The 21038-nt window shown below is 65.5% G+C and carries 20 protein-coding genes and 1 tRNA gene; 12 read left to right on the forward strand and 9 right to left on the reverse strand.

Annotation, left to right across the window (positions count from 1 at the left end; translation table 11 throughout):
- Positions 1 to 34 precede the first annotated feature (34 nt).
- Positions 35 to 991: a GlxA family transcriptional regulator gene (locus IAE34_RS16600; RefSeq protein ID WP_200140047.1), complete on the reverse strand. Its 957-nt coding sequence runs from the start codon at positions 989 to 991 to the stop codon at positions 35 to 37.
- A 148-nt stretch (positions 992 to 1139) separates the two neighbouring features.
- Between IAE34_RS16600 and choX the strand changes: the two genes are divergently transcribed.
- The 5 genes from choX to IAE34_RS16625 all read left to right on the forward strand — a co-directional run bounded on the left by choX (position 1140) and on the right by IAE34_RS16625 (position 5057).
- Positions 1140 to 2084 (forward strand): choline ABC transporter substrate-binding protein, encoded by a 945-nt coding sequence (gene choX / locus IAE34_RS16605; protein ID WP_200140048.1) that lies wholly within the window; start codon positions 1140 to 1142, stop codon positions 2082 to 2084.
- A 92-nt stretch (positions 2085 to 2176) separates the two neighbouring features.
- Positions 2177 to 3061, forward strand: coding sequence for a 3-keto-5-aminohexanoate cleavage protein (locus IAE34_RS16610; protein WP_200140069.1), 885 nt, complete (start codon positions 2177 to 2179; stop codon positions 3059 to 3061).
- Between the two features lie 30 nt (positions 3062 to 3091).
- Positions 3092 to 4057 carry an L-carnitine dehydrogenase gene (locus tag IAE34_RS16615; RefSeq protein ID WP_200140049.1) on the forward strand — a complete coding sequence of 322 codons (966 nt, stop codon included), beginning with the start codon at positions 3092 to 3094 and terminating at the stop codon, positions 4055 to 4057.
- A 10-nt stretch (positions 4058 to 4067) separates the two neighbouring features.
- Positions 4068 to 4538, forward strand: a complete 471-nt coding sequence (locus IAE34_RS16620) for a thioesterase family protein (protein WP_200140050.1) — start codon at positions 4068 to 4070, stop codon at positions 4536 to 4538.
- A 261-nt stretch (positions 4539 to 4799) separates the two neighbouring features.
- Positions 4800 to 5057: a hypothetical protein gene (locus IAE34_RS16625; RefSeq protein WP_200140051.1), complete on the forward strand. Its 258-nt coding sequence runs from the start codon at positions 4800 to 4802 to the stop codon at positions 5055 to 5057.
- 59 nt (positions 5058 to 5116) lie between these two features.
- Here IAE34_RS16625 and IAE34_RS16630 read toward each other — a convergent pair whose 3' ends face one another.
- Both IAE34_RS16630 and IAE34_RS16635 read right to left on the reverse strand, forming a co-directional pair.
- Complete coding sequence (locus IAE34_RS16630) at positions 5117 to 6220, reverse strand: GlxA family transcriptional regulator (protein ID WP_200140052.1); 1104 nt, start codon at positions 6218 to 6220, stop codon at positions 5117 to 5119.
- 398 nt (positions 6221 to 6618) lie between these two features.
- The gene (locus tag IAE34_RS16635; protein ID WP_200140053.1) at positions 6619 to 7995 is read right to left on the reverse strand and encodes an L-serine ammonia-lyase; all 1377 of its coding nucleotides are present in this window, start codon (positions 7993 to 7995) and stop codon (positions 6619 to 6621) included.
- A 444-nt stretch (positions 7996 to 8439) separates the two neighbouring features.
- Between IAE34_RS16635 and IAE34_RS16640 the strand changes: the two genes are divergently transcribed.
- From IAE34_RS16640 to choV, 3 genes are all read left to right on the forward strand, one after another.
- Positions 8440 to 9387, forward strand: coding sequence for a choline ABC transporter substrate-binding protein (locus tag IAE34_RS16640; RefSeq protein ID WP_200140054.1), 948 nt, complete (start codon positions 8440 to 8442; stop codon positions 9385 to 9387).
- Between the two features lie 110 nt (positions 9388 to 9497).
- Complete coding sequence (gene choW, locus IAE34_RS16645; RefSeq protein ID WP_200140070.1) at positions 9498 to 10346, forward strand: choline ABC transporter permease subunit; 849 nt, start codon at positions 9498 to 9500, stop codon at positions 10344 to 10346.
- Positions 10343 to 11521, forward strand: coding sequence for a choline ABC transporter ATP-binding protein (gene choV, locus IAE34_RS16650; protein ID WP_200140055.1), 1179 nt, complete (start codon positions 10343 to 10345; stop codon positions 11519 to 11521). Before choW ends, choV begins: the two co-directional genes overlap by 4 nt.
- 90 nt (positions 11522 to 11611) lie before the next feature.
- Here choV and hisF read toward each other — a convergent pair whose 3' ends face one another.
- The 6 genes from hisF to IAE34_RS16680 form a co-directional block, all read right to left on the reverse strand.
- Positions 11612 to 12382 (reverse strand): imidazole glycerol phosphate synthase subunit HisF, encoded by a 771-nt coding sequence (hisF, locus tag IAE34_RS16655; RefSeq protein WP_200140056.1) that lies wholly within the window; start codon positions 12380 to 12382, stop codon positions 11612 to 11614.
- Positions 12383 to 12491: 109 nt separating this feature from the next.
- Positions 12492 to 13223, reverse strand: coding sequence for a 1-(5-phosphoribosyl)-5-[(5-phosphoribosylamino)methylideneamino]imidazole-4-carboxamide isomerase (hisA, locus tag IAE34_RS16660; protein ID WP_200140057.1), 732 nt, complete (start codon positions 13221 to 13223; stop codon positions 12492 to 12494).
- Between the two features lie 115 nt (positions 13224 to 13338).
- Positions 13339 to 13599, reverse strand: coding sequence for a DUF2164 domain-containing protein (locus IAE34_RS16665; protein WP_200140058.1), 261 nt, complete (start codon positions 13597 to 13599; stop codon positions 13339 to 13341).
- Positions 13599 to 14237, reverse strand: a complete 639-nt coding sequence (gene hisH / locus IAE34_RS16670; RefSeq protein WP_200140059.1) for an imidazole glycerol phosphate synthase subunit HisH — start codon at positions 14235 to 14237, stop codon at positions 13599 to 13601. The genes IAE34_RS16665 and hisH overlap by 1 nt, the downstream gene beginning before the upstream one ends.
- Positions 14237 to 14830, reverse strand: a complete 594-nt coding sequence (gene hisB, locus IAE34_RS16675; RefSeq protein ID WP_200140060.1) for an imidazoleglycerol-phosphate dehydratase HisB — start codon at positions 14828 to 14830, stop codon at positions 14237 to 14239. The genes hisH and hisB overlap by 1 nt, the downstream gene beginning before the upstream one ends.
- Before the next feature lie 175 nt (positions 14831 to 15005).
- Positions 15006 to 16655, reverse strand: coding sequence for an OFA family MFS transporter (locus IAE34_RS16680; protein WP_200140061.1), 1650 nt, complete (start codon positions 16653 to 16655; stop codon positions 15006 to 15008).
- A gap of 417 nt (positions 16656 to 17072) precedes the next feature.
- Between IAE34_RS16680 and IAE34_RS16685 the strand changes: the two genes are divergently transcribed.
- From IAE34_RS16685 to IAE34_RS16700, 4 genes are all read left to right on the forward strand, one after another.
- Entirely contained in the window at positions 17073 to 19316 is a 2244-nt protein-coding gene (locus tag IAE34_RS16685; protein ID WP_200140062.1) for an AsmA family protein, read from the forward strand.
- Entirely contained in the window at positions 19313 to 20380 is a 1068-nt protein-coding gene (gene mutY, locus IAE34_RS16690; RefSeq protein WP_200140063.1) for an A/G-specific adenine glycosylase, read from the forward strand. The genes IAE34_RS16685 and mutY overlap by 4 nt, the downstream gene beginning before the upstream one ends.
- On the forward strand, positions 20377 to 20649 hold the full coding sequence (locus tag IAE34_RS16695) for an oxidative damage protection protein (RefSeq protein ID WP_200140064.1): 273 nt from the start codon (positions 20377 to 20379) through the stop codon (positions 20647 to 20649). The genes mutY and IAE34_RS16695 overlap by 4 nt, the downstream gene beginning before the upstream one ends.
- A 120-nt stretch (positions 20650 to 20769) precedes the next feature.
- Positions 20770 to 20845: transfer RNA gene (locus IAE34_RS16700), tRNA-Phe, on the forward strand.
- The last annotated feature ends 193 nt before the right edge of the window (positions 20846 to 21038 follow it).

Raw genomic sequence — 21038 nt, forward strand, 5'->3', positions numbered from 1 at the left:
TCGGCGATTGGCTGACAGCGGCGAGCCGCTGTGGCTATGTAGAGGCCGCAGATGCGCCCGGGGAGCGGTCGTGTCGTGGGCAGCACTGGAATCGCGCCCGGTAGCATCGGGTGAAATACGACGACGACTCGAAGCCGCAGGCCAGCGCGACCTGCAGCACGCTCATGTCGGTCTGGCGCAGTAACTGGCGCGCCTTGTCCAGGCGCAAGCCCAGGTAGAAGCCGCGCGGGGTGTCCTGCACGTGCAGGCGGAACAGGCGCTCCAGCTGACGCCGGGTGACCTGCACCGCTTCGGCCAACGCACGGGTATCCAGCGGCTGCTCGAGGTCGCGCTCCATTTCGCCGATCACCTTCACCAACTTGGCGTTGCGGATGCCGTAGCGGCTGGCGATCGCCATGCGCTGGTGATCCTGGCGCGGACGGATACGCCCCAGCACGAACTGCTCGGACACCTGGATCGCCAACTGGCTGCCATGGGCCTGGGCGATGAGGTCCAGCATCAGGTCGATCGACGCGGTACCGCCTGCGCAGGTGATGCGCCGACGGTCGATCTCGAACAGTTCCTGGGTGGCGTGCAGGCGCGGGTAGCGCTCCCGGAAAGCGTCCAGCGCCTCCCAGTGCAAGGTGGCGCGATACCCGTCGAGCAGACCCGCCTGGGCCAACACCATCGCACCGGTATCGATGCCGCCCAGCACCGCGCCCTCCTGCGCCACCCGCCGCAACGCCTGCACCAGCTGCGGCCCGTGGCAGGCCAGCGGCTCGAAGCCGGCCACCACCAGCAGCATCGCGCCCCGCTCGGCTTCGGCCAGCCCCAGGTCGGCGTTGACCGACATGCCATTGCTGGCCAGCACCGGTCCGCCATCCAGGCTCAGCACGCGCCAGCGGTACAGCGCACCGCGAAAGCGATTGGCTACCCGCAACGGCTCCAGGGCGCTGATGAAGCCCAACGCGGAAAACCCTGGCAAGAGCAGGAACTGGACGGTTTCCGGCATCGTGGACTCCCGAAGGGTAGAGGGTCGCTGCAGTGCAATTGCGGGTCGCCAGCGTGCGATTGCCCACTGTGCCATGGGCGTAACGTTTTTCCCACGGCCCGCAGAGGCCGGACCCCATAACAATACGCCCTGCCGATGGAGAGCCATCATGCCTCGCCTGATCCGCCGCAGCCTGCTGTCCCTCGCCCTGAGCGGCATCCTCGTCACTCCGCTACTGGCGGCCGAGCCCGCCGCCTGCAAGACCGTACGCCTGGGCGTGGTCAACTGGACCGACGTCATCGCCACCAGCGCCGTGGCCCAGGTGCTACTGGACGGCCTGGGCTACCAGACGCGCCAGACCAGCGCTTCCCAGCAAATCATCTTCGCCGGCATTCGCGACAAGCGCCTGGACCTGTTCCTGGGCTACTGGAACCCGATCATGACCCAGACCCTCACGCCGTTCATCGAGGCGGGCCAGGTGAAGGTGCTCGACAAGCCCAGCCTGGACGACGCCCGCGCCACCCTGGCCGTGCCCAGGTACCTGGCCGACCAGGGCCTGAAGACCTTCGCCGACATCCACAGGTTCGAGAAGGCCCTGGGCGGCAAACTCTACGGCATCGAGCCGGGCTCGGGCGCCAACACCCAGATCAAGGCCATGATCGCGAAAAACCAGTTCGGCCTGGGCCGGTTCCAGCTGGTCGAATCCAGCGAGGCGGGCATGCTCGCCGCCGTCGATCGCGCCGTGCGGCGCAAGCAGGCGGTGGTGTTCTTCGGGTGGAAACCGCATCCGATGAACGTCAACCTCGACATGGTCTATCTGGGCGACAGCCAGGACGCGCTCGGCCCGGACGAAGGGCGTGCCACGGTCTGGACCGTCACCGCGCCCGACTACGCGCAACGCTGCCCGAACGCCAGTCGCCTGCTGGCCAACCTCACCTTCAGCGCCGAGGACGAGAGCCGCATGATGCAGCCGCTGCTCGACCACAAGGATCCGCTGGCGTCGGCGCGCCAGTGGCTTCAGGACCATCCCCAGGACAAGGCGCGCTGGCTCGACGGGGTGACCACCTTCGACGGCCAGCCAGCGACCGAGCACCTGAACCTCAGCGCCAACTGACAGCGCCTTTTCACGGTCGAATGCGCCCCTTCACACCGGGAGGAACGCGCTCACCCGTGAAAAAGCCACCGCAGATACTCAAGGACATGCCCATGAACCATGACGTCATCATCACTTGCGCCCTGACCGGCGCCGGCGACACCGCCGCCAAGAGCCACCTGGTCCCCGTCACACCCAAGCAGATCGCCGCCGCGGCCGTGGAAGCCGCCCAGGCCGGCGCCACCGTGGTGCACTGCCATGTCCGCGACCCGCAGACCGGCCGCTTCAGCCGCGACGTCGCGCTGTACCGCGAAGTCATGGAACGCATTCGCGAAGCCGACGTGGACGTGATCGTCAACCTCACCGCCGGCATGGGCGGCGACCTGGAGATCGGCCCCGGCGAAGCGCCGATGGCCTTCGGCGCCGGCACCGACCTGATAGGCCCACTGGAGCGCCTGGCGCACGTGGAGGCCTTGCTGCCGGAAATCTGCACCCTGGACTGCGGCACCCTCAACTTCGGCGACGGCAACTCGATCTACGTCTCCACCCCGGCGCAGCTGCGCGCCGGCGCCCGGCGCATCAGCGAGCTGGGGGTGAAGGCCGAACTGGAAATCTTCGACACCGGCCACCTGTGGTTCGCCAAGCAGATGATCAAGGAAGGCCTGCTGCACGACCCGCTGTTCCAGCTGTGCCTGGGTATTCCCTGGGGCGCGCCGGCCGACACCGCCACCATGAAGGCGATGGTCGACAACCTGCCGGCCGGTGTCACCTGGGCGGGCTTCGGCATCGGTCGCATGCAGATGCCCATGGCCGCCCAGGCGGTGCTACTGGGCGGCAACGTGCGGGTCGGCCTGGAAGACAACCTCTACCTCGACCGGGGCGTGCTGGCCAGCAACGGCCAACTGGTCGAACGCGCGGTTCAGATCATCAGCCGTCTCGGCGCCCGCGTGCTCACGCCGGCCGAGGGTCGGGCAAAGATGAACCTGCAACGCCGCTGAGCCCTTGTGCAGACCTTCGGAGAGACTGACATGCCCTTCATCACTGACATCAAGACCTTCGCTGCACTCGGCTGCGGCGTCATCGGCAGCGGCTGGATCGCCCGCGCCCTCGCCCACGGCCTGGACGTGATCGCCTGGGACCCGGCGCCCGGCGCCGAACAGGCCTTGCGCAGGCGCATTGCCAATGCCTGGCCCGCCCTGGAAAAACAAGGCCTGGCCGAAGGCGCCGCGCAGCACCGGTTGACCTTCGTCAGCACCGTCGAGGCGTGCGTGGGCGATGCCGACTTCATTCAGGAAAGCGCCCCCGAGCGCCTGGATCTGAAGCTCGACCTGCACGCCCGGATCAGCGCGGCGGCCAAGCCCGAGGCGCTCATCGCCTCCAGCACCTCGGGCCTGCTGCCCAGCGAGTTCTATGCCGCGTCCACGCACCCGGAACGCTGCCTGGTGGGCCACCCGTTCAACCCCGTCTACCTGCTGCCACTGGTGGAGATCGTGGGCAATCGCCACACCTCACCTGAAGCCATCGAAGCCGCCAGGACCGTCTACACCGCCCTGGGCATGCGCCCGCTGCACGTGCGCAAGGAGGTGCCGGGCTTCATCGCCGATCGTCTGCTCGAAGCGGTGTGGCGCGAGGCGCTGCACCTGGTCAACGACGGGGTGGCCAGCACGGCTGAGATCGACGATGCGATCCGCTTCGGGGCGGGCCTGCGCTGGTCGTTCATGGGCACGTTCCTCACCTACACCCTGGCCGGTGGCGATGCTGGCATGCGCCACTTCATGGCGCAGTTCGGGCCGGCCTTGCAACTGCCCTGGACCTACCTGCCGGCCCCCGAACTCACCGACCGGCTGATCGACGAGGTGGTCGAAGGCACCACCGAGCAGCTGGGCGCGCGCAGCATCGCCGCGCTGGAGCGCTACCGCGACGACACCCTGCTGGCAGTGCTGGCGGCGGTGAAGCACAGCAAGGCCGAGCATGGCCTGGCCTTCGGCGACTGAGGACAGCGACATGACGGCATCGATCACCTACCGCACCACCATCGCCCAGGACTGGGTGGACTACAACGGGCACCTGCGCGATGCCTTCTACCTGCTGATCTTCAGCTACGCCACCGATGCGCTGATGGAGCGCATCGGCCTGGACGCCGGCAGCCGAGGCCGTAGCGGCCACTCGCTGTTCACCCTGGAGGCGCACATCAACTACCTGCACGAGGTGAAGCTCGGCACCGAGGTCTGGGTGCAGACGCAGGTCCTCGGCTATGACAGCAAGCGTCTGCACGTCTATCACACGCTGCACCGCGAGGGCTTCGCCGACGTGCTCTCGGCGAGCGAACAGATGTTGTTGCATGTGGACCTGGCCGGGCCGAGGTCGGCGCCGTTCAGTGAGGGAAGTGTCGAGCGTTTGCAGGCATGGCTTGACCAGCAGCCGGCACGCGAAGCGGCCTGCTATGTCGGCAGGGTGATGGGGCTGCGTGGCTGACGCCCGTGACCCATGAAAAAACCCCGGAAGCCGTGAGCAACCGGGGCGGAGCGCGAGCATCATCCACTGCGCGTGAGTGAGGGTGACCAAGCCCTCGGTGCCGTGAATGGCTCCAGTGTGCTGATTTCCTCGACTGCGGATTTAGCCGGGAACGACCTGTTCTTAGCCATGGCAGCCATCGCCTGAGATCGGGCTTGCGGGGCCGTCGTGGGAATCACAGAATCGCTCGTACATCACCACAGCCGACAAGGGCCCCTTACCATGATGCATGCCGATTTGATCGATCAGGACGACCTGCTGGGCCACTTGCGCGCCCGTGGTTTCGACATTCCCGCTGGCGCCAGTGCCGACGAAGCCTGCGAGGCGGCGGTGCGCGGGCTCAACGAGCCCAACGCCCGGGCACTGAAGGGGATGGTGGAGCAGATGTACACCGGCAGCGCGACCATCCTGCCGGCGGTGCGCCAGGCCATCGACAAGCAGTTGTTGCCGGCGCTCGCGCAGTACACCCGGCGGGGATGAGTCGGCTCGGCGTCGAGCCAGTCACCGGCATCAGCACCGGCGACCGGCTCGACGCACGCTCAAAGCCTCACGCTGGCGAAGGTCGACTCGTTCCGCGCCTGGCTCAAGGCCGCCATCGGGCCGCTGTGCGGTGACAGCGCCATGGCCTGCGGAATCGGCATCATCGCCACCTGCTGGGCGGTATTGGAGCCCACGCGCTCGTCGCGTGGCGGGATGCCGAAGTACTCGCGGTAGCACTTGGAGAAGTGCGGCGTGGAGACGAAGCCGCACACCGACGCCACCTCGATGATCGACATCGGCGTCTGCTTGAGCAGTTGTCGCGCGCGAATCAGGCGCAGCTTCAGGTAGTAGCGCGACGGCGAGCAGTGCAGGTATTTCTGGAACAGGCGCTCCAGCTGACGCCGCGACACGTTGACATACACCGCCAGTTCGTCGAGGTCGATCGGCTCCTCGAGGTTGGCCTCCATCAGCGCGACGATTTCCTGAAGCTTGGGCTGATTGGTGCCCAGCATGTGCTTGAGCGGCACCCGCTGGTGGTCCTGTTCGTTGCGAATACGCTCGTAGACGAACATCTCGGAAATGGCCGCCGACAGTTCACGGCCGTGGTCGCGACTGATCAGGTGCAGCATCATGTCCAGGGGCGCGGTGCCACCGGAGCTGGTGAAGCGATTGCGGTCGAGGGTGAACAGGCGGGTGCTCATGTTGACCCGTGGGAACGCCTCCTGCATGGCGGCCAGACATTCCCAATGCACGCTGCAGTCGAAGCCGTCGAGCAGACCGGCACAGGCCAGCGCCCAACTGCCGGTGCACACGGCGCCGAGCCGGCGCGACTGACGCGCCTGTGCCTGCAGCCAGGTGACGTGCTCGCGGGTGACGGCGCGCTGAATGCCAACGCCCCCACAGACGATCACCGTGTCGATGGCCGGCGCGCTGTGCATCGCGGCGTCGGGGGTGATCTGCAGGCCATCGCTGGCCCACACCTGACCGCCATCCAGGGTCAAGGTATGCCAGCGATACAGCTCGCGACCGGACAACTGGTTGGCCATGCGCAGCGGTTCGACCGCCGACGCCAGTGAGATGAGGGTGAAGTTGTCCAGCAGGAGAAAGCCGATGGACTGGGGAGCTGTGCGGTTCTGGGATGGCCCGGAGGTGTACGACGTCATCGTGAATTCTCCTCACACAAATGCTGGATGTGCCTCAGGCGGGCACGGCTTTGTTGTCATGGCCCGCTGTTCGTGTGCAGGGGCTTTATCTATCGTTACGCAAAGGCCGTGCCCGAAATTGAACGGCCATCCAAAAAAACCTGAAAACGACGTTGGCGTGCGTCCTGTAGGGCCTTTCCGAGAGAGCGGGCTGATGAACGCAAATCGGCGTGCCAGCGCCCTTGCCTGTCACGGCTGAGCAAATCGGTAGCACTTGTGTGAAGGTTGCCCAGAAGCGACATTCATAAGTGTCACCGACAACGGCGACACCCATAACGACATCCGGGCCGTGTCCGGGCGATGCCCGGTGGCTGCACAACCATGCAGCACAGCGCACGGAAAAGAGTCAGGGCGGCGCATCAGCACTCGATGGCGTTGACGGCCAGGCCGCCGCGGGAGGTTTCCTTGTACTTGTCGTGCATGTCCGCCCCGGTGTCGCGCATGGTGCGGATGACATGGTCGAGGGAGATGAAATGCTCGCCGTCGCCGCGCAGGGCCATCTGCACGGCATTGATCGCCTTCACCGCAGCGATGGCGTTACGCTCGATGCACGGCACCTGAACCAGGCCACCGACCGGATCGCAGGTCAGCCCCAGGTTGTGCTCCAGGGCGATCTCGGCCGCGTTCTCCAACTGCGCAGGGGTGGCGCCGAGCACGTCGGCCAGGCCCGCAGCGGCCATGGCACAGGCCGACCCGACCTCGCCTTGGCAGCCGACTTCGGCCCCGGAGATCGACGCATTCTTCTTGCACAGGATGCCCACCGCGGCTGCGCCCAGGAAGAAATCGACCACGTTGGACTCGTCCACTGCATCGGAGAAGCGCATGTAGTAGTGCAGCACCGCCGGGATGATGCCCGCTGCGCCATTGGTCGGTGCAGTGACCATGCGCCCGCCCGCGGCGTTCTCTTCGTTGACCGCCAGGGCGAACAGGTTGACCCATTCCATCGCGCTCATGGTCGAGCCGATCACGTTGGGCTTGCCGATTTCCTGCAGGCTGCGGTGCAGCTTGGCTGCCCGACGGCGAACGTTGAGCCCGCCGGGCAGCGTGCCCTCGTACTTCAGGCCGTTGTTCACGCACTCCTGCATGGCGTGCCAGAGCTTGAGCAGGCCGGCACGGATCTCGGCTTCGCTGCGCCAGACCTTCTCGTTCTCCATCATCAATTGCGACACGCGCATGTCGTTTTGCTTGCACAGGCGCAGCAGTTCGGCGGCACTGTTGAAATCGTACGGCAGCACGGTCTGGTCGGCGTCCAGCACGCCGCTGGCCGCTTGCGCGGCATCGACCACGAAACCGCCACCGACCGAGTAGTAGGTGTCCTGGTGCAGCTCGCCCTGCTCGCCCTCGGCCACCAGGGTCATGGCGTTGGGATGGTACGGCAGGTTCTCGTCCAGCAGCCGCATGTCGCGGGACCAGACGAATTCGATCGGCAGGCGGTTGTCGAGCAGCAGCGTGTCGGTTTCACGCAGGTCGGCGATGCGCGGGGCGATCTGCGTCGGCTCGATGGAATCGGGCCACTCGCCCATCAATCCCATGATGGTGGCGTTGTCGGTGCCGTGGCCGATCCCGGTGGCCGACAGCGAGCCATACAGGCGCACCTCGACGCGCCGTACCTGCTCCAGTTCGCCGCGTTCGCGCAGCCCCTGGACGAACAGCGCGGCGGCGCGCATGGGGCCTACGGTATGCGAGCTGGAAGGCCCGACACCGATCTTGAACAGGTCGAACACGCTGATGGCCATTGTCGAATCACCTCTTGATGGGCTTGTTCCTGCGCGCCAGGGGGGCGGCGCAGCCAGCGGCTAGGCTGAGGGCGGCGGATGCCGCGAATGCAGGCATGATCGGGGTTTTAACCCAGCGCTCGCCGTCTGCAACCGACCTGATTTTGTCCGGCAGCGCCCTGGGGCGCGGCCATCATTTCGCCGCTTTTGCGCGAGGGGAGGATGCATTTTCACGGCTCGATGGTAGGAAGAATCCGTAAGCGACATTGCCCGTACTGGATGCGACCTGTCCTGCACTGGTTACGACCCCACCAGTAGGCGAGCGTCGAACGCTGGGGGATTATCGAAACCGACTCGTATTGCACGGCCTCGCAACCTGCCCTCTGCAGGCCTGGACGACCGACACCTCAGAACGTGGCGGCGGACTGCGCGAACCCGAAGAAAAAATCACAGGAGTCCACCCGAATGAACGCTTCGCCCAAGCTCTTACTGGCCGCTGTGCTCGCAGCCCCGCTGCTGGCCCAGGCCGCCGAACCCGAGCAGTGCCAGACGGTTCGCTTCTCCGACGTCGGCTGGACCGACATCGCCGTGACCACCGCCACCACCAGCGTGGTCCTCGAGGCGCTGGGCTACAAGGCTCGCACCACCATGATTTCGGTGCCGGTGACCTACAAGTCGCTGGCCACCGGCAAGGACCTGGACGTGTTTCTCGGCAACTGGATGCCGACCATGGAGAACGACATCAAGGCGTACCGCGACGCCGGTACCGTCGAGACCGTGCGGGCCAACCTGGAGAACGCCAAGTACACCCTGGCCGTCTCCCAGTCGCTCTACGACAAGGGCCTGAAGGACTTCAAGGACATCGTCCGGTTCAAGCAGGAGCTGGACGGCAAGCTCTACGGCATCGAGCCGGGCAACGATGGCAACCGCACCATCCAGAAGATGATCGACGAGAACGCTTTCGGCCTGAAGGACGCAGGCTTCAAGATGGTCCAGTCCAGTGAGGCGGGCATGCTCAGCCAGGTCGACAAGGACCAGCGCAAAGGCCAGGGCATCGTCTTCCTCGGCTGGGAACCGCACCCGATGAACACCCGCTTCAAGATGCAGTACCTCACCGGCGGCGACGCCTACTTCGGCCCGGACTTCGGCAAGGCCACCGTCTACACCAACACCCGCAAGGGCTACACCGAGCAGTGCAGCAACGTCGGACAGTTGCTGAAGAACCTGTCGTTCGAGCTCAAGGACGAAAGCACCATGATGGGCTATGTCCTGGACGACAAGATGAAACCCGACGCCGCTGCCAGGCGCTGGCTCAAGGACAACCCCGGCAAGCTCGATGCCTGGCTGGCAGGCGTGACCACCGTGGATGGCAAGCCGGGCCTCGAGGCGGCCAGGGCCAAGCTCGCGCAATGACACCGAACCATGCAGTAGCAGCAGTGGCCGGCGACGGCCGCTAGGCACTACCTCGGGGCGCGACCGTGACGCCCCGGACTGATGACAATCTTTGCAGGTGGAAGCTCGCTATCATGCTTATCGATCAGAAAATACCGTTGGGGCAGTACATGGCCTCATTCGTCGAATGGTTGACCCAGAACGGCGCCGACTATTTCGATGCGATCGCCCAAGGCCTGGAATTCATGATCCATGGCGTCACCAGTGCCCTGACCTGGTTCAACCCCTTCGTGCTCATTGCCCTGTTCGCCGCCCTGGCGCACCTGATCCAGCGCCGGGTGGGCCTGACCCTCTTCGTGGCGCTGTCGTTCCTGCTGATCCTCAACCTGGGCTACTGGCAGGAAACCCTGGAGACGCTCGCCCAGGTGAGCTTCGCCACGGTGGTCTGCGTGGCCATCGGCGTGCCGCTGGGCATCGTCGCCGCGCACAAGCCCATGTTCTACACCGCCATGCGTCCGGTGCTGGACCTGATGCAGACCGTGCCGACCTTCGTCTACCTGATCCCGACCCTGACCCTGTTCGGCCTGGGCGTGGTGCCAGGGCTGATCTCCACCGTGGTCTTCGCCATCGCCGCGCCCATTCGTCTCACCTACCTGGGCATCTGCGACGTGCCCCAGGAACTGATGGACGCCGGCAAGGCGTTCGGCTGCTCACGCCGTCAGCTGCTCACCCGCATCGAATTGCCCCACGCCATGCCGAGCATCGCTGCCGGCGTGACCCAATGCATCATGCTGTCGCTGTCGATGGTGGTGATCGCCGCCCTGGTGGGCGCCGACGGCCTGGGCAAGCCGGTGGTCAACGCACTCAACACCGCCGACATCTCGCTCGGCTTCGAAGCGGGCCTGGCGATCGTGCTGCTGGCGATCATGCTCGACCGCATCTGCAAGCAACCGGAACTGCCGGCCAGGAGTGAAGCATGAGCATCATTCGCTTCGAAGATGTCGACGTCATCTTCTCCAACAAACCCCGCGAAGCGCTGGGGTTGCTCGACCAGGGCAAGACCCGCGAGCAGATCCTCAAGCAGACCGGCCTGGTGGTCGGCGTCGAGAAAGCCAACCTAGACATCCAGAAGGGCGAGATCTGCGTGCTGATGGGGCTGTCCGGCTCGGGCAAGTCGAGCCTGCTGCGCTGCATCAATGGCCTGAACACCGTCAGCCGGGGCAAGCTGTTCGTCGAACACGAAGGCAAGCACATCGACATCGCCCATTGCACGCCAGCAGAGCTGAAGATGATGCGCACCAAGCGCATCGCCATGGTGTTCCAGAAATTCGCCCTGATGCCCTGGCTGACGGTGCGCGAGAACATCAGCTTCGGCCTGGAGATGCAGGGTCGCCCCGAGAAGGAGCGACGCAAGCTGGTGGACGAGAAACTGGAACTGGTGGGCCTGACCCAGTGGCGCAACAAGAAGCCCGACGAGCTGTCCGGCGGGATGCAGCAGCGCGTGGGCCTGGCCCGGGCCCTGGCCATGGACGCCGACATCCTGTTGATGGACGAGCCCTTCTCGGCGCTCGACCCGCTGATTCGCCAGGGCCTGCAGGACGAACTGCTGGAACTGCAGCGCAAGTTGAGCAAGACCATCGTGTTCGTCAGCCATGACCTGGACGAGGCGCTCAAGCTGGGAAGTCGTATCGCCATCATGAAGGACGGACGGATCATCCAGTACAGCAGGCCCGAGGAGATCGTGCTGAACCCGGCCGATGAATACGTGCGCACCTTCGTCGCCCACACCAACCCGCTCAACGTGCTGTGCGGCCGCAGCCTGATGCGCAGCGTCAACGACTGCAAGCGCATCAACGGTTCGGTATGCCTGGACCCCAGCGGGGACTCCTGGCTGGACCTGGGCGAAGGGGGTTCGCTGCAGCGCGCGCGCCAGGGGCAGAACGGCCTGGACCTGCAGAACTGGGCGCCGGGCCAGGACGTGGAGGCGCTGGGCCGTCGGCCGACGCTGGTGCATGCCGACATCGGCATGCGTGAAGCGCTGCAGATCCGCTACCACACCGGCAACAAGCTGGTGCTCCAGGAGAACGACAAGGTGGTCGGCATCCTCGGCGACACCGAGCTGTACCACGCCCTGCTGGGCAAGAATCACGGATGATCGGTCGCGGGTGAAGCCCTCGGCCAACTGACGGCCCGCACGGGGGCGGCGGTTGGCCGAGGCTTCACCCGCGAAGGCGGGCAACCTCTCTCAGCGCACCACGATTCCACGCGACGCCATGTAGGCCTTGGCCTCCGGCACCGTGTACTCGCCAAAATGGAAGATGCTCGCGGCCAACACCGCACTGGCATGCCCTTCCAGGATGCCGTCGGCCAGGTGTTGCAGATTGCCCACGCCCCCCGATGCGATCACCGGAATCCCCAGGGCGTCGCTGATGGCCCGGGTCACGCCCAGGTCGAAGCCATTCTTCATGCCATCCTGGTCCATGCTGGTGAGCAGGATCTCCCCCGCCCCCAGGGCTTCCATCTTCTTCGCCCACTGCACGGCATCCAGCCCGGTCGGCTTGCGTCCGCCGTGGGTGAAGATCTCCCAGCGCGGCGTCTCGCCCGGCGCGGACACTTTCTTCGCATCGATGGCGACGACGATGCACTGGGAGCCGAAGCGCTCGGCTGCCTCGCCGACGAACTCGGGGTTGAACACCGCCGCGGTGTTGATCGAGACCTTGTCCGCCCCGGCGTTGAGCAGGTTGCGGATGTCCTGCACGCTGCGCACGCCACCGCCCACGGTCAGCGGGATGAACACCTGGCTGGCCATGCGTTCGACGGTGTGCAGGGTGGTGTCACGGCCGTCGACGCTGGCGGTGATGTCCAGGAAGGTGATTTCGTCGGCGCCCTGCTCGTTGTAGCGGCGGGCGATTTCCACCGGATCACCGGCGTCGCGGATGTTCTCGAACTTGACGCCCTTGACCACCCGGCCGTTGTCCACGTCCAGGCAAGGGATGATGCGTTTTGCTAAAGCCATCGGGGGCTCCTGGTGGAACAGCGCCGAGCTGTCGGCGGCCAGTCACGGGTCGAAGCGGTGCGGGGTCCGGCTTGTTCCTGCGCTTGCCGCTGGCAGCGTACCGCTGTTCTTAGTAGTTGTCGCAGAAGGCCTGGGCCTCGGCCACATCGAGCGTACCTTCGTAGATGGCACGGCCGGTGATCGCACCGACGATGCCCGGCGCCTTGGCATCGAGCAGGGCCTTGATGTCACCCAGGTTGTGGATGCCGCCCGAGGCGATCACCGGAATGCGGGTGGCTTCGGCCAGGGCCTTGGTGAAGGGCACGTTGCAGCCCTGCATCATGCCGTCCTTGGCGATGTCGGTGTAGACGATCGCCGAAACGCCATCGGCCTCGAAACGCCTGGCCAGGTCGATGACCTGGACGCTGCTGACCTCGGCCCAGCCGTCGGTGGCGACGAAACCGTCCTTGGCATCCAGACCGACGATGACCTTGCCGGGAAACGCCTTGCAGGCCTCGGCGACGAATTCGGGCTGCTTCACGGCCTTGGTGCCGATGATCACGTAGCTGACGCCGGCCTTGACGTAATGCTCGATGGTCTCCAGCGAGCGGATACCGCCACCGATCTGGATCGGCAGATCGGGATAGCGCCGGGCGATGGCGGTGACCACCTCGCCGTTGACCGGCTGGCCTTCGAAGGCACCATTGAGGTCGACCAGGTGAAGGCGGCGGCAGCCGCCCTCGACCCACTTGGCGGCCATGCTCACCGGATCGTCGGAAAATACCGTGGAGTCGTCCATCCGGCCCTGACGCAGACGTACACAGGCACCGTCTTTCAGATCGATTGCAGGAATAATCAGCATGTTCTTTCCTTTGTTGAACGGCGAGCTGCGAGCGGCGAGCGACACGCAGTGCGCGTTGTAATACGGACGGTGGCCGGGGCGCGAGGGTGGAACCCGGCGGCGGCTCACAGCGGCCTCAGTTCTTCTCCAGCGCCCACAAGTCGCTCTCGATGGCGTCGAAGCGTTCCTTGAGGTGCAGTTGCACGTCGGCGACCGCCCGGTTGTAGTAATGCGGTGCCACTTCACGGGCGAACACCTCGAGCACCTCGGCCACTTCGAACGAACCCAATTGCAGTTCGAAGCGGTCTTCGAGAAAGCGCTGGAGCGTGTCGAGGGCTTCGCGCTCCTGCTCGGGGGCCAGCGTCAGGATCGGCGCTCGGGCCTTGGCGCGACCCATTACCAGCGACCGTCCCAGGCGACGAAGTTCTGCAGCAGTTGCAGGCCGTGGGTATGGCTCTTTTCCGGGTGGAACTGCACGGCGAAGCGCGAGCCGTCGGCCAGCGCGGCAGCGAAATCCACGCCATAGTGACCACGGCCGACCACCTGCCCCGGCTTGCCGGCCGCGATGTAGTAGCTGTGCACGAAGTAGAAGCGGGCACGATCCGGAATGTCGTGCCACAGCGGATGGTCGATGGTCTGGCTGACCTCGTTCCAGCCCATGTGCGGCACCTTCAGGTGCTCGCCATCCTGCGCCAGGTCCTTGCCGAAGAAGCGCACCTGGCCGGGGAACAGGCCGATGCAGTCCACGCCCTGGTTTTCCTCGCTGCGCTCCAGCAGGGCCTGCATGCCCACGCAGATGCCGAGGAAGGGCCGGTCCTGGCTGACTTCGCGCACCAGGCTGTCGAAGCCCAGGCGGCGGATCTCGGCCATGCAGTCGCGGATCGCCCCCACGCCCGGGAACACCACCCGGTCGGCTTCGCGGATCACCGCGGCATCGCTGGTGACCAGCACCTTGCCAGCGCCCACGTGTTCGAGGGCCTTGGCCACCGAGTGCAGGTTGCCCATGCCATAGTCGATGACGGCGACGGTCTGCATCACAGGCATCCCTTGGTCGACGGCATCTGGCCAGCCATGCGTTCGTCGAGGGTCACGGCCATGCGCAGCGCCCGGCCGAAGGCCTTGAACACGGTTTCGATCTGGTGATGGGTGTTGTGCCCGCGAAGCGTGTCGATGTGCAGGGTGACCAGCGCGTGGTTGACGAAGCCCTGGAAGAACTCCTGGAACAGGTCCACGTCGAAACCGCCGACCGAGGCACGGGTGTACGGCACATGCATCTGCAGGCCCGGGCGGCCGGAGAAGTCGATGACCACCCGCGACAGTGCCTCGTCCAGCGGCACGTAGGCATGGCCATAGCGGAAGATGCCCTTCTTGTCGCCCACGGCCTTGGCGAACGCCTGGCCGAGGGTGATGCCGACGTCCTCGACGGTGTGGTGATCGTCGATATGCAGGTCGCCCTTGCATTCGATGTCCAGATCGATGAGCCCGTGCCGGGCGATCTGGTCGAGCATGTGTTCAAGGAACGGCACACCGATCTCGAATCGGGCCTTGCCCGTGCCATCCAGGTTGATCGAGGCCTTGACCTGGGTTTCCAGGGTATTGCGCTCGACGGAAGCCTTACGTTCGACCATCACCAGCTCCGCAAAATCATTGGGCGAAAAGGGCTCCATTATAGGCCCAGAACGCCTCGGCCTAAAAGCAATCGCGGGTAAACCCGCTCCCAGGGATGCCAGACACCCCTGCGAACGCGTTTACCCGCGAAAGGCCCTGCCGCCGGTCGGTCCAACCGGCGCGGCGCACTGACCGTCAGTGGAACAGCACCGCGGTCTTCTGCAGGGTGATCCACACGCCCCAGGCCAGCGGAATCACCACCACGGCCCAGGCCAGCAGCACCAGTGGCAGGCTGCCAGGCGCCGCATGCCACTCCAGCGACCTGGTGCCATCGGCGCCCTTGTCGTGGCTCAGGGCACGCTCTGCGGCAAGCTCGGCGTCGGTCATGAAGTACTTGTCGGCCACCGGACGCACCAGCAGGTTGCAGATGAAGCCCAGAACCAACAGGCCGGCGAGGATGTACAAGGTCATGTCGTAGGCAGCGGCGCGCGGTACACCGGCGGCCAGTTGCGCTTCGCGCAGGTAGGTGATCAGCACCGGGCCGAGCACGCCTGCGGCAGCCCAGGCGGTCAGCAGGCGGCCGTGGATCGCCCCCACCATCTGCGTGCCGAACAGGTCGGCCAGGTACGCTGGAACGGTGGCGAAACCGCCGCCGTACATCGACAGGATGATGCAGAACGCCGCCACGAACAGCGCGACATTGCCGATGTGGCCCATGTTCGGCACCAGGGTGTACAGGCCCACGCCCAGGGCAAAGAAGGCGAAGTAGGTGTTCTTGCGCCCGATGTAGTCGGAGAAGGACGCCCAGAAGAACCGTCCGCCGATGTTGAACAGGCTCAGCAGACCGGTGAAGCCGGCCGCGATGGCGGCGATCTGCGCCAGTTGCGCAGCATTGAGCTCACTGAAGCTCAGGTCGTTGCCCAGCAGCTTGCCGCCGAACACCTCCTGCAGCAGCGGCGAGGCCATCCCGAGAATGCCGATACCGGCCGAGACGTTCAGGCACAGCACCAGCCACACCAGCGCGAACTGCGGGGTTTTCCAGGCCACGCTGACATGCACGTGACGGTCGGTGACCATGGCGTTGGCCTTCTTCACCGGCGGAGTCCAGCCCTCGGGTTTCCAGCCGGTCGGCGGCACCCGATAAGCCAGTGCACCGGCGGTCATGAACACGAAGTAGATGGCCGCCATGGCGACGAAGCTCTGCCACACGCCCACTTCCTGGCCGTTGGCGAAATGCCCCATCAGTGCGGTCGCCAGCGGCGCCCCTACCATCGCGCCGCCGCCGAAGCCCATGATCGCCATGCCGGTGGCCATGCCGCGCTTGTCCGGGAACCACTTGATCAGGGTCGATACCGGGGAGATGTAGCCCAGCCCCAGGCCGATGCCGCCGATCACGCCCGAGCCCAGCCACATCAGCCACAACTGATGGGTCTTGACACCGATGGCCGAAATCACCAGGCCGCCGCACCAGCACAGGGCCGATACCAGGCCGGCCTTGCGCGGGCCGGCGTGTTCCAGCCAGCCGCCCAGCACCGCCGCCGAGCAGCCGAGGAAGACGAAGAACAGGGTGTAGATCCAGCTCAGCATCGAGATCTGCCAATCGCAGTCGGCGCTGAACAGGCGGGCGATGAAGCCCAGGTCCGGCGAACAGGCCACCGGGGCGGTGATGCCGATGGCCTGCGACAGGGGCAGCCAGAATACCGAGAAGCCGTACGCCATGCCGATGCACAGGTGGATGGCCAGCGCCGCCGGGGGAACCAGCCAGCGGTTGAAGCCCGGACGGGCGATGATGCGCTCCTTTGACAGGAAGCTTGGCGTCGCTCCTGGCGTGTTGCTGCTGTTCATGGATTCGATCCTTTTATGAGTTGTCAGTGCTTTCGGATCGTTTCCCTGGCTTTTTCGCGGCACGCAAGGCGAATGTCGCGCCGTAATCGGCGTCGCTGCCCCGCGACATTAGGTCGCGGACACTCCGTAAGCTGGCGAAGATTACCAGCATCAGGTGACAGTGAGATCAAACTGACATCGTTATTTTTTCATCAGACGCCAAGCCAGGGCGCAAGCACGCAACCGTTTGCGAAAAATAGCCTGCTGTCATTCAGCGAAACCCTGCCCCCTCGGTGCGGTCACTGCATCGACAGTCCGGGCGTCGAGCGGTTCCGATTCCCCGAATACACCCTATCTCGCGCCGGCTACTGAGAAGCGCCGCTCACAGGGTTATACTCTGCGGCTCGAATTCACCTATCGGACTACAAGGACTCGCCCATGAAAGCGTTCGGCAAAATCCTGGGGCTGGGACTTCTCGGGTTGTTGCTGATCGTCGTGGCGCTGGGCTTCGCCCTGACCCACCTCTTCGATCCCAACGACTACAAAGATGAAATCCGCGACCTGGCCCGCAAGAAGGCCCATGTCGAGCTGACGCTCAACGGCGATATCGGCTGGAGCCTGTTCCCCTGGCTGGGCCTGGAATTGCATGAGGCGAGCATCGCCACGCTGAACAATCCCAAGCAGCCGTTCGCCGATTTGCAGATGCTCGGCCTGTCGGTGCGCGTGCTGCCGCTGCTGCGCCGCGAAGTGCAGATGAGCGATGTCCGCGTCGAAGGTCTGAACCTCACCCTGGTCCGCGACCAGCAGGGTCATGGCAACTGGGAAGACATCGGCAAGCCGCTGCCCGAGCAGGATGCCCAGGCGCCGGCGGCCAGCGAACCGAGCCAGGCGCCTGGCGCGGCAAAGAGCGACAACAACGAGCGCGCCGTGAAGCTGGACATCGACAGCCTCACCGTGAACAACGCCCGTGTGCAGTTCACCGATGAGCAGAACGGCAAGAGCTACGGCGCCGAGAGCATCCAGCTGAGCACCGGCCCGGTGCACGACGGCGTCGACACGCCGCTCAAGGCCAGTGCGTTCATCAGCGCCAGCGACCCCAACGTGAAGGCGCGTACCGAGCTGGTCGGCGACCTGCGCTTCGACCGCAAGCTCAAGCGCTACAGCCTGGGCGACATGCGCCTGTCCGGGGAAATCTCGGGCGAGCCCACCGCTGGCAAGAGCGTGACCTACGCAGCCCAGGGGCAGGTCCTGGTGGACCTGGCGGCCAACGTCGCGTCCTGGACCGGCCTCAAGGTTTCGGCCAACCAGCTGCGCGCCCTGGGCGAGCTGAACCTGCGCGATCTGAACGGCGCGGCGCAGCTGAGCGGTGGCCTGTCCGTAGCCCAGTTCGACCTGCGCACCTTCCTCGACGGCATCGGCCATCCGCTGCCGGCCACCGCCGACCCCAAGGCCTTCTCCAAGCTCGAGCTGGTCACCCGCCTGGAAGGCTCGCAGACGGCCATCGCCTTGCAGGACCTGGCGGTGAAGCTCGACGACAGCAGCTTCACCGGCCGGGTCGCCATCGAGGACTTCGCCAAACAGGCGCTGCGCGTACAGCTCAAGGGCGACACCTTCGATGCCGACCGCTACCTGCCGGCCAAGAGCGATGAAGCCAAGGGGGCCAAGGCGGCGCGCCAGGCCCAGGTGCAGCAGCAGGAGGCCGGCGCGCTCGCCGGTGCGGGCAGCTCGCCGCTGCCTGACGCCCCGACTCAAGTGGCCTGGAGCACCGATAAGCTGCTGCCGGTCGATCGCCTGCGTGCGCTCGACCTGCAAGCCGATTTGGCGTTCGGCGCCTTGACCCTGGATAAGTTGCCCATTACCGATGCGCGCCTGCAAGCCACCGGCCAAGGCGGCCTGCTGACCCTGCAGACCCTGCGCGGCGGCCTCTACAAGGGCAGCTTCGAGGCCAAGGGCACGGTCGATGTGCGTCCTGCGGTGCCGCAACTGGGCATCAACACCCAGATCACCCGGGTACCGGTGGAGCACTTCATCAAGCGCGAGAAACCGGACCAGGCGCCGCCGGTCAAGGGCCTGCTGACCCTGTCCAGCGACCTGACCGCCACCGGCAACAGCCAGAAAGCGCTGGTCGACACCCTCAATGGCACCGCCAACTTCACCATCAGCGATGGTGTGCTGGTCAACGCCAACCTGGAACAGCAGCTGTGCCAGGCCATCGCCACCCTCAACCGCAAGCAGCTCAGCGGCGAGCCGCGGGCCAAGGACACGCCGTTCCAGCAATTGAACGGTTCGCTGGTGGTGCGCAACGGCGTGGCCAGCAACCCGGACCTGAAAGTGCGTATCCCCGGCCTGACCGTCAACGGCCATGGCGACGTGGACCTGCGGGTGCTGGGCATGGACTACGGGATTGGCGTGCTGGTGGAGGGCGACCAGCGGGCCATGCCCGATCCGGCTTGCCAGGTGAACCAGCGCTACGTCGGCGTCGAGCTGCCGCTGCGCTGCCGTGGTCCGCTGGAGCTGGGCGCCAAGGCCTGCCGCCTGGACCAGGATGGCCTGGGCAAGGTCGCCGCCAAACTGGCCGGCAATCGCCTGAAGGACAAGATCGACGAAAAACTCGATGAAAAACTCGGCGACAAGGTGAGCCCGGAACTCAAGGACGCGCTCAAGGGGCTGTTCAAGCGATGACCCCGCAGCAGTTCTCCAGCGCCGTGCTGGACTGGTTCGACCGTCACGGCCGCCACGACCTGCCCTGGCAACAGGGCATCACCCCGTATCGGGTGTGGGTCTCGGAAATCATGTTGCAGCAGACCCAGGTGAGCACGGTGCTCAATTACTTCGAGCGCTTCATGCAGGCGCTGCCGACCGTGCAGGCGCTGGCCGAGGCGCCGGAGGACGAAGTGCTGCACCTGTGGACGGGCCTGGGCTACTACACCCGCGCGCGCAACCTGCAGAAGGCGGCGCAGATCGTCGTCGCCCGGCACGACGGCGAGTTTCCACGCAGCGTCGCCCAGCTCATCGAGCTGCCGGGCATCGGCCGTTCGACCGCCGGCGCCATCGCCAGCATCAGCATGGGCCTGCGTGCGCCGATCCTGGACGGCAACGTCAAGCGGGTGCTGGCGCGCTTCACCGCCCAGGCCGGCTATCCTGGCGAACCCAAGGTGGCCAATGCCCTGTGGACGGCGGCCGAGCGCTTCACGCCGACCACGCGGGTCAACGACTACACCCAGGCGATGATGGACCTGGGCGCCACGCTCTGCACCCGCAGCAAGCCAAGCTGCCTGATCTGCCCGCTGCAACGCGGCTGCGAGGCGCACTTGCTGGGCGAAGAGAAGCGCTACCCCGAACCCAAGCCGCGCAAGACCCTGCCCCAGCGCCGCGCGCTGATGCCGCTGCTGGCCAACCGGCAAGGCGACATCCTGCTCTATCGTCGCCCTTCCAGCGGCCTGTGGGGCGGCTTGTGGAGCCTGCCCGAGCTCGACGACCTGGCGCAGCTCGACGACCTGGCCTACCAGCATGGCCTGCGCCTGAACGGGCGCCATGCCCTGCCGGGCCTGACCCACACCTTCAGCCACTTCCAGCTGGCGATCGAGCCCTGGCTGGTGCAGGTCGACCCGGTCGAGTCCCACGTGGCCGAGCCCGACTGGCTCTGGTATAACCTCGCCACCCCGCCGCGCCTGGGCCTCGCCGCCCCGGTGAAAAAGCTGCTCGCGCGCGCGGCCGATGCCTTGAATGCAGGAGAAGCCCCATGACCCGCACCGTGATGTGCCGCAAGTACAACGAAGAACTCCCCGGCCTGGAGCGTCCGCCCTATCCCGGCGCCAAGGGTCAGGACATCTTCGATCACATCTCCCAGAAGGCCTGGGCCGATTGGCAGAAGGAACAGACCATGCTGATCAACGAGAAGCGCCTGAACATGATGAACGGCGAGGACCGTAAATTCCTCCAGGCCGAGATGGACAAGTTCTTCGCGGGTCAGGAGCACGCCAAGGCCGAAGGCTACGTACCACCGAGCGAGTGAGGTCGAGCACGGGCGATCTGTACAAAAAACAGTCAGTCACCGTAAGCGACGGAATTAATTTAGAAAATTTTCAAAAAGTCGTTGACGCAAGGTCTGAAAACCTTTTTAATTCGCCCCGTCGCCCAGATAGCTCAGTCGGTAGAGCAGAGGATTGAAAATCCTCGTGTCGGCGGTTCGACTCCGTCTCTGGGCACCACCTTCAAGCATCGGGTGGTTGCAAAGTTACCCGAAGCGACACAAGAAACCCGCCCAGTGCGGGTTTTTTGTTGCCTGGAATCTACCCTTCCGATTGTCCTTGACCGGTATCAAGCGGTCGCTGCGCCGAACCACATAGACTGCTTCATGGATCCCCGCCTCCCCCAAGGACCTCCATGACCGAAGACGCCCCC

Origin of the sequence: Pseudomonas sp. S30 (assembly GCF_016518545.1) — a bacterium.
Classification (GTDB): Bacteria; Pseudomonadota; Gammaproteobacteria; order Pseudomonadales; family Pseudomonadaceae; genus Aquipseudomonas.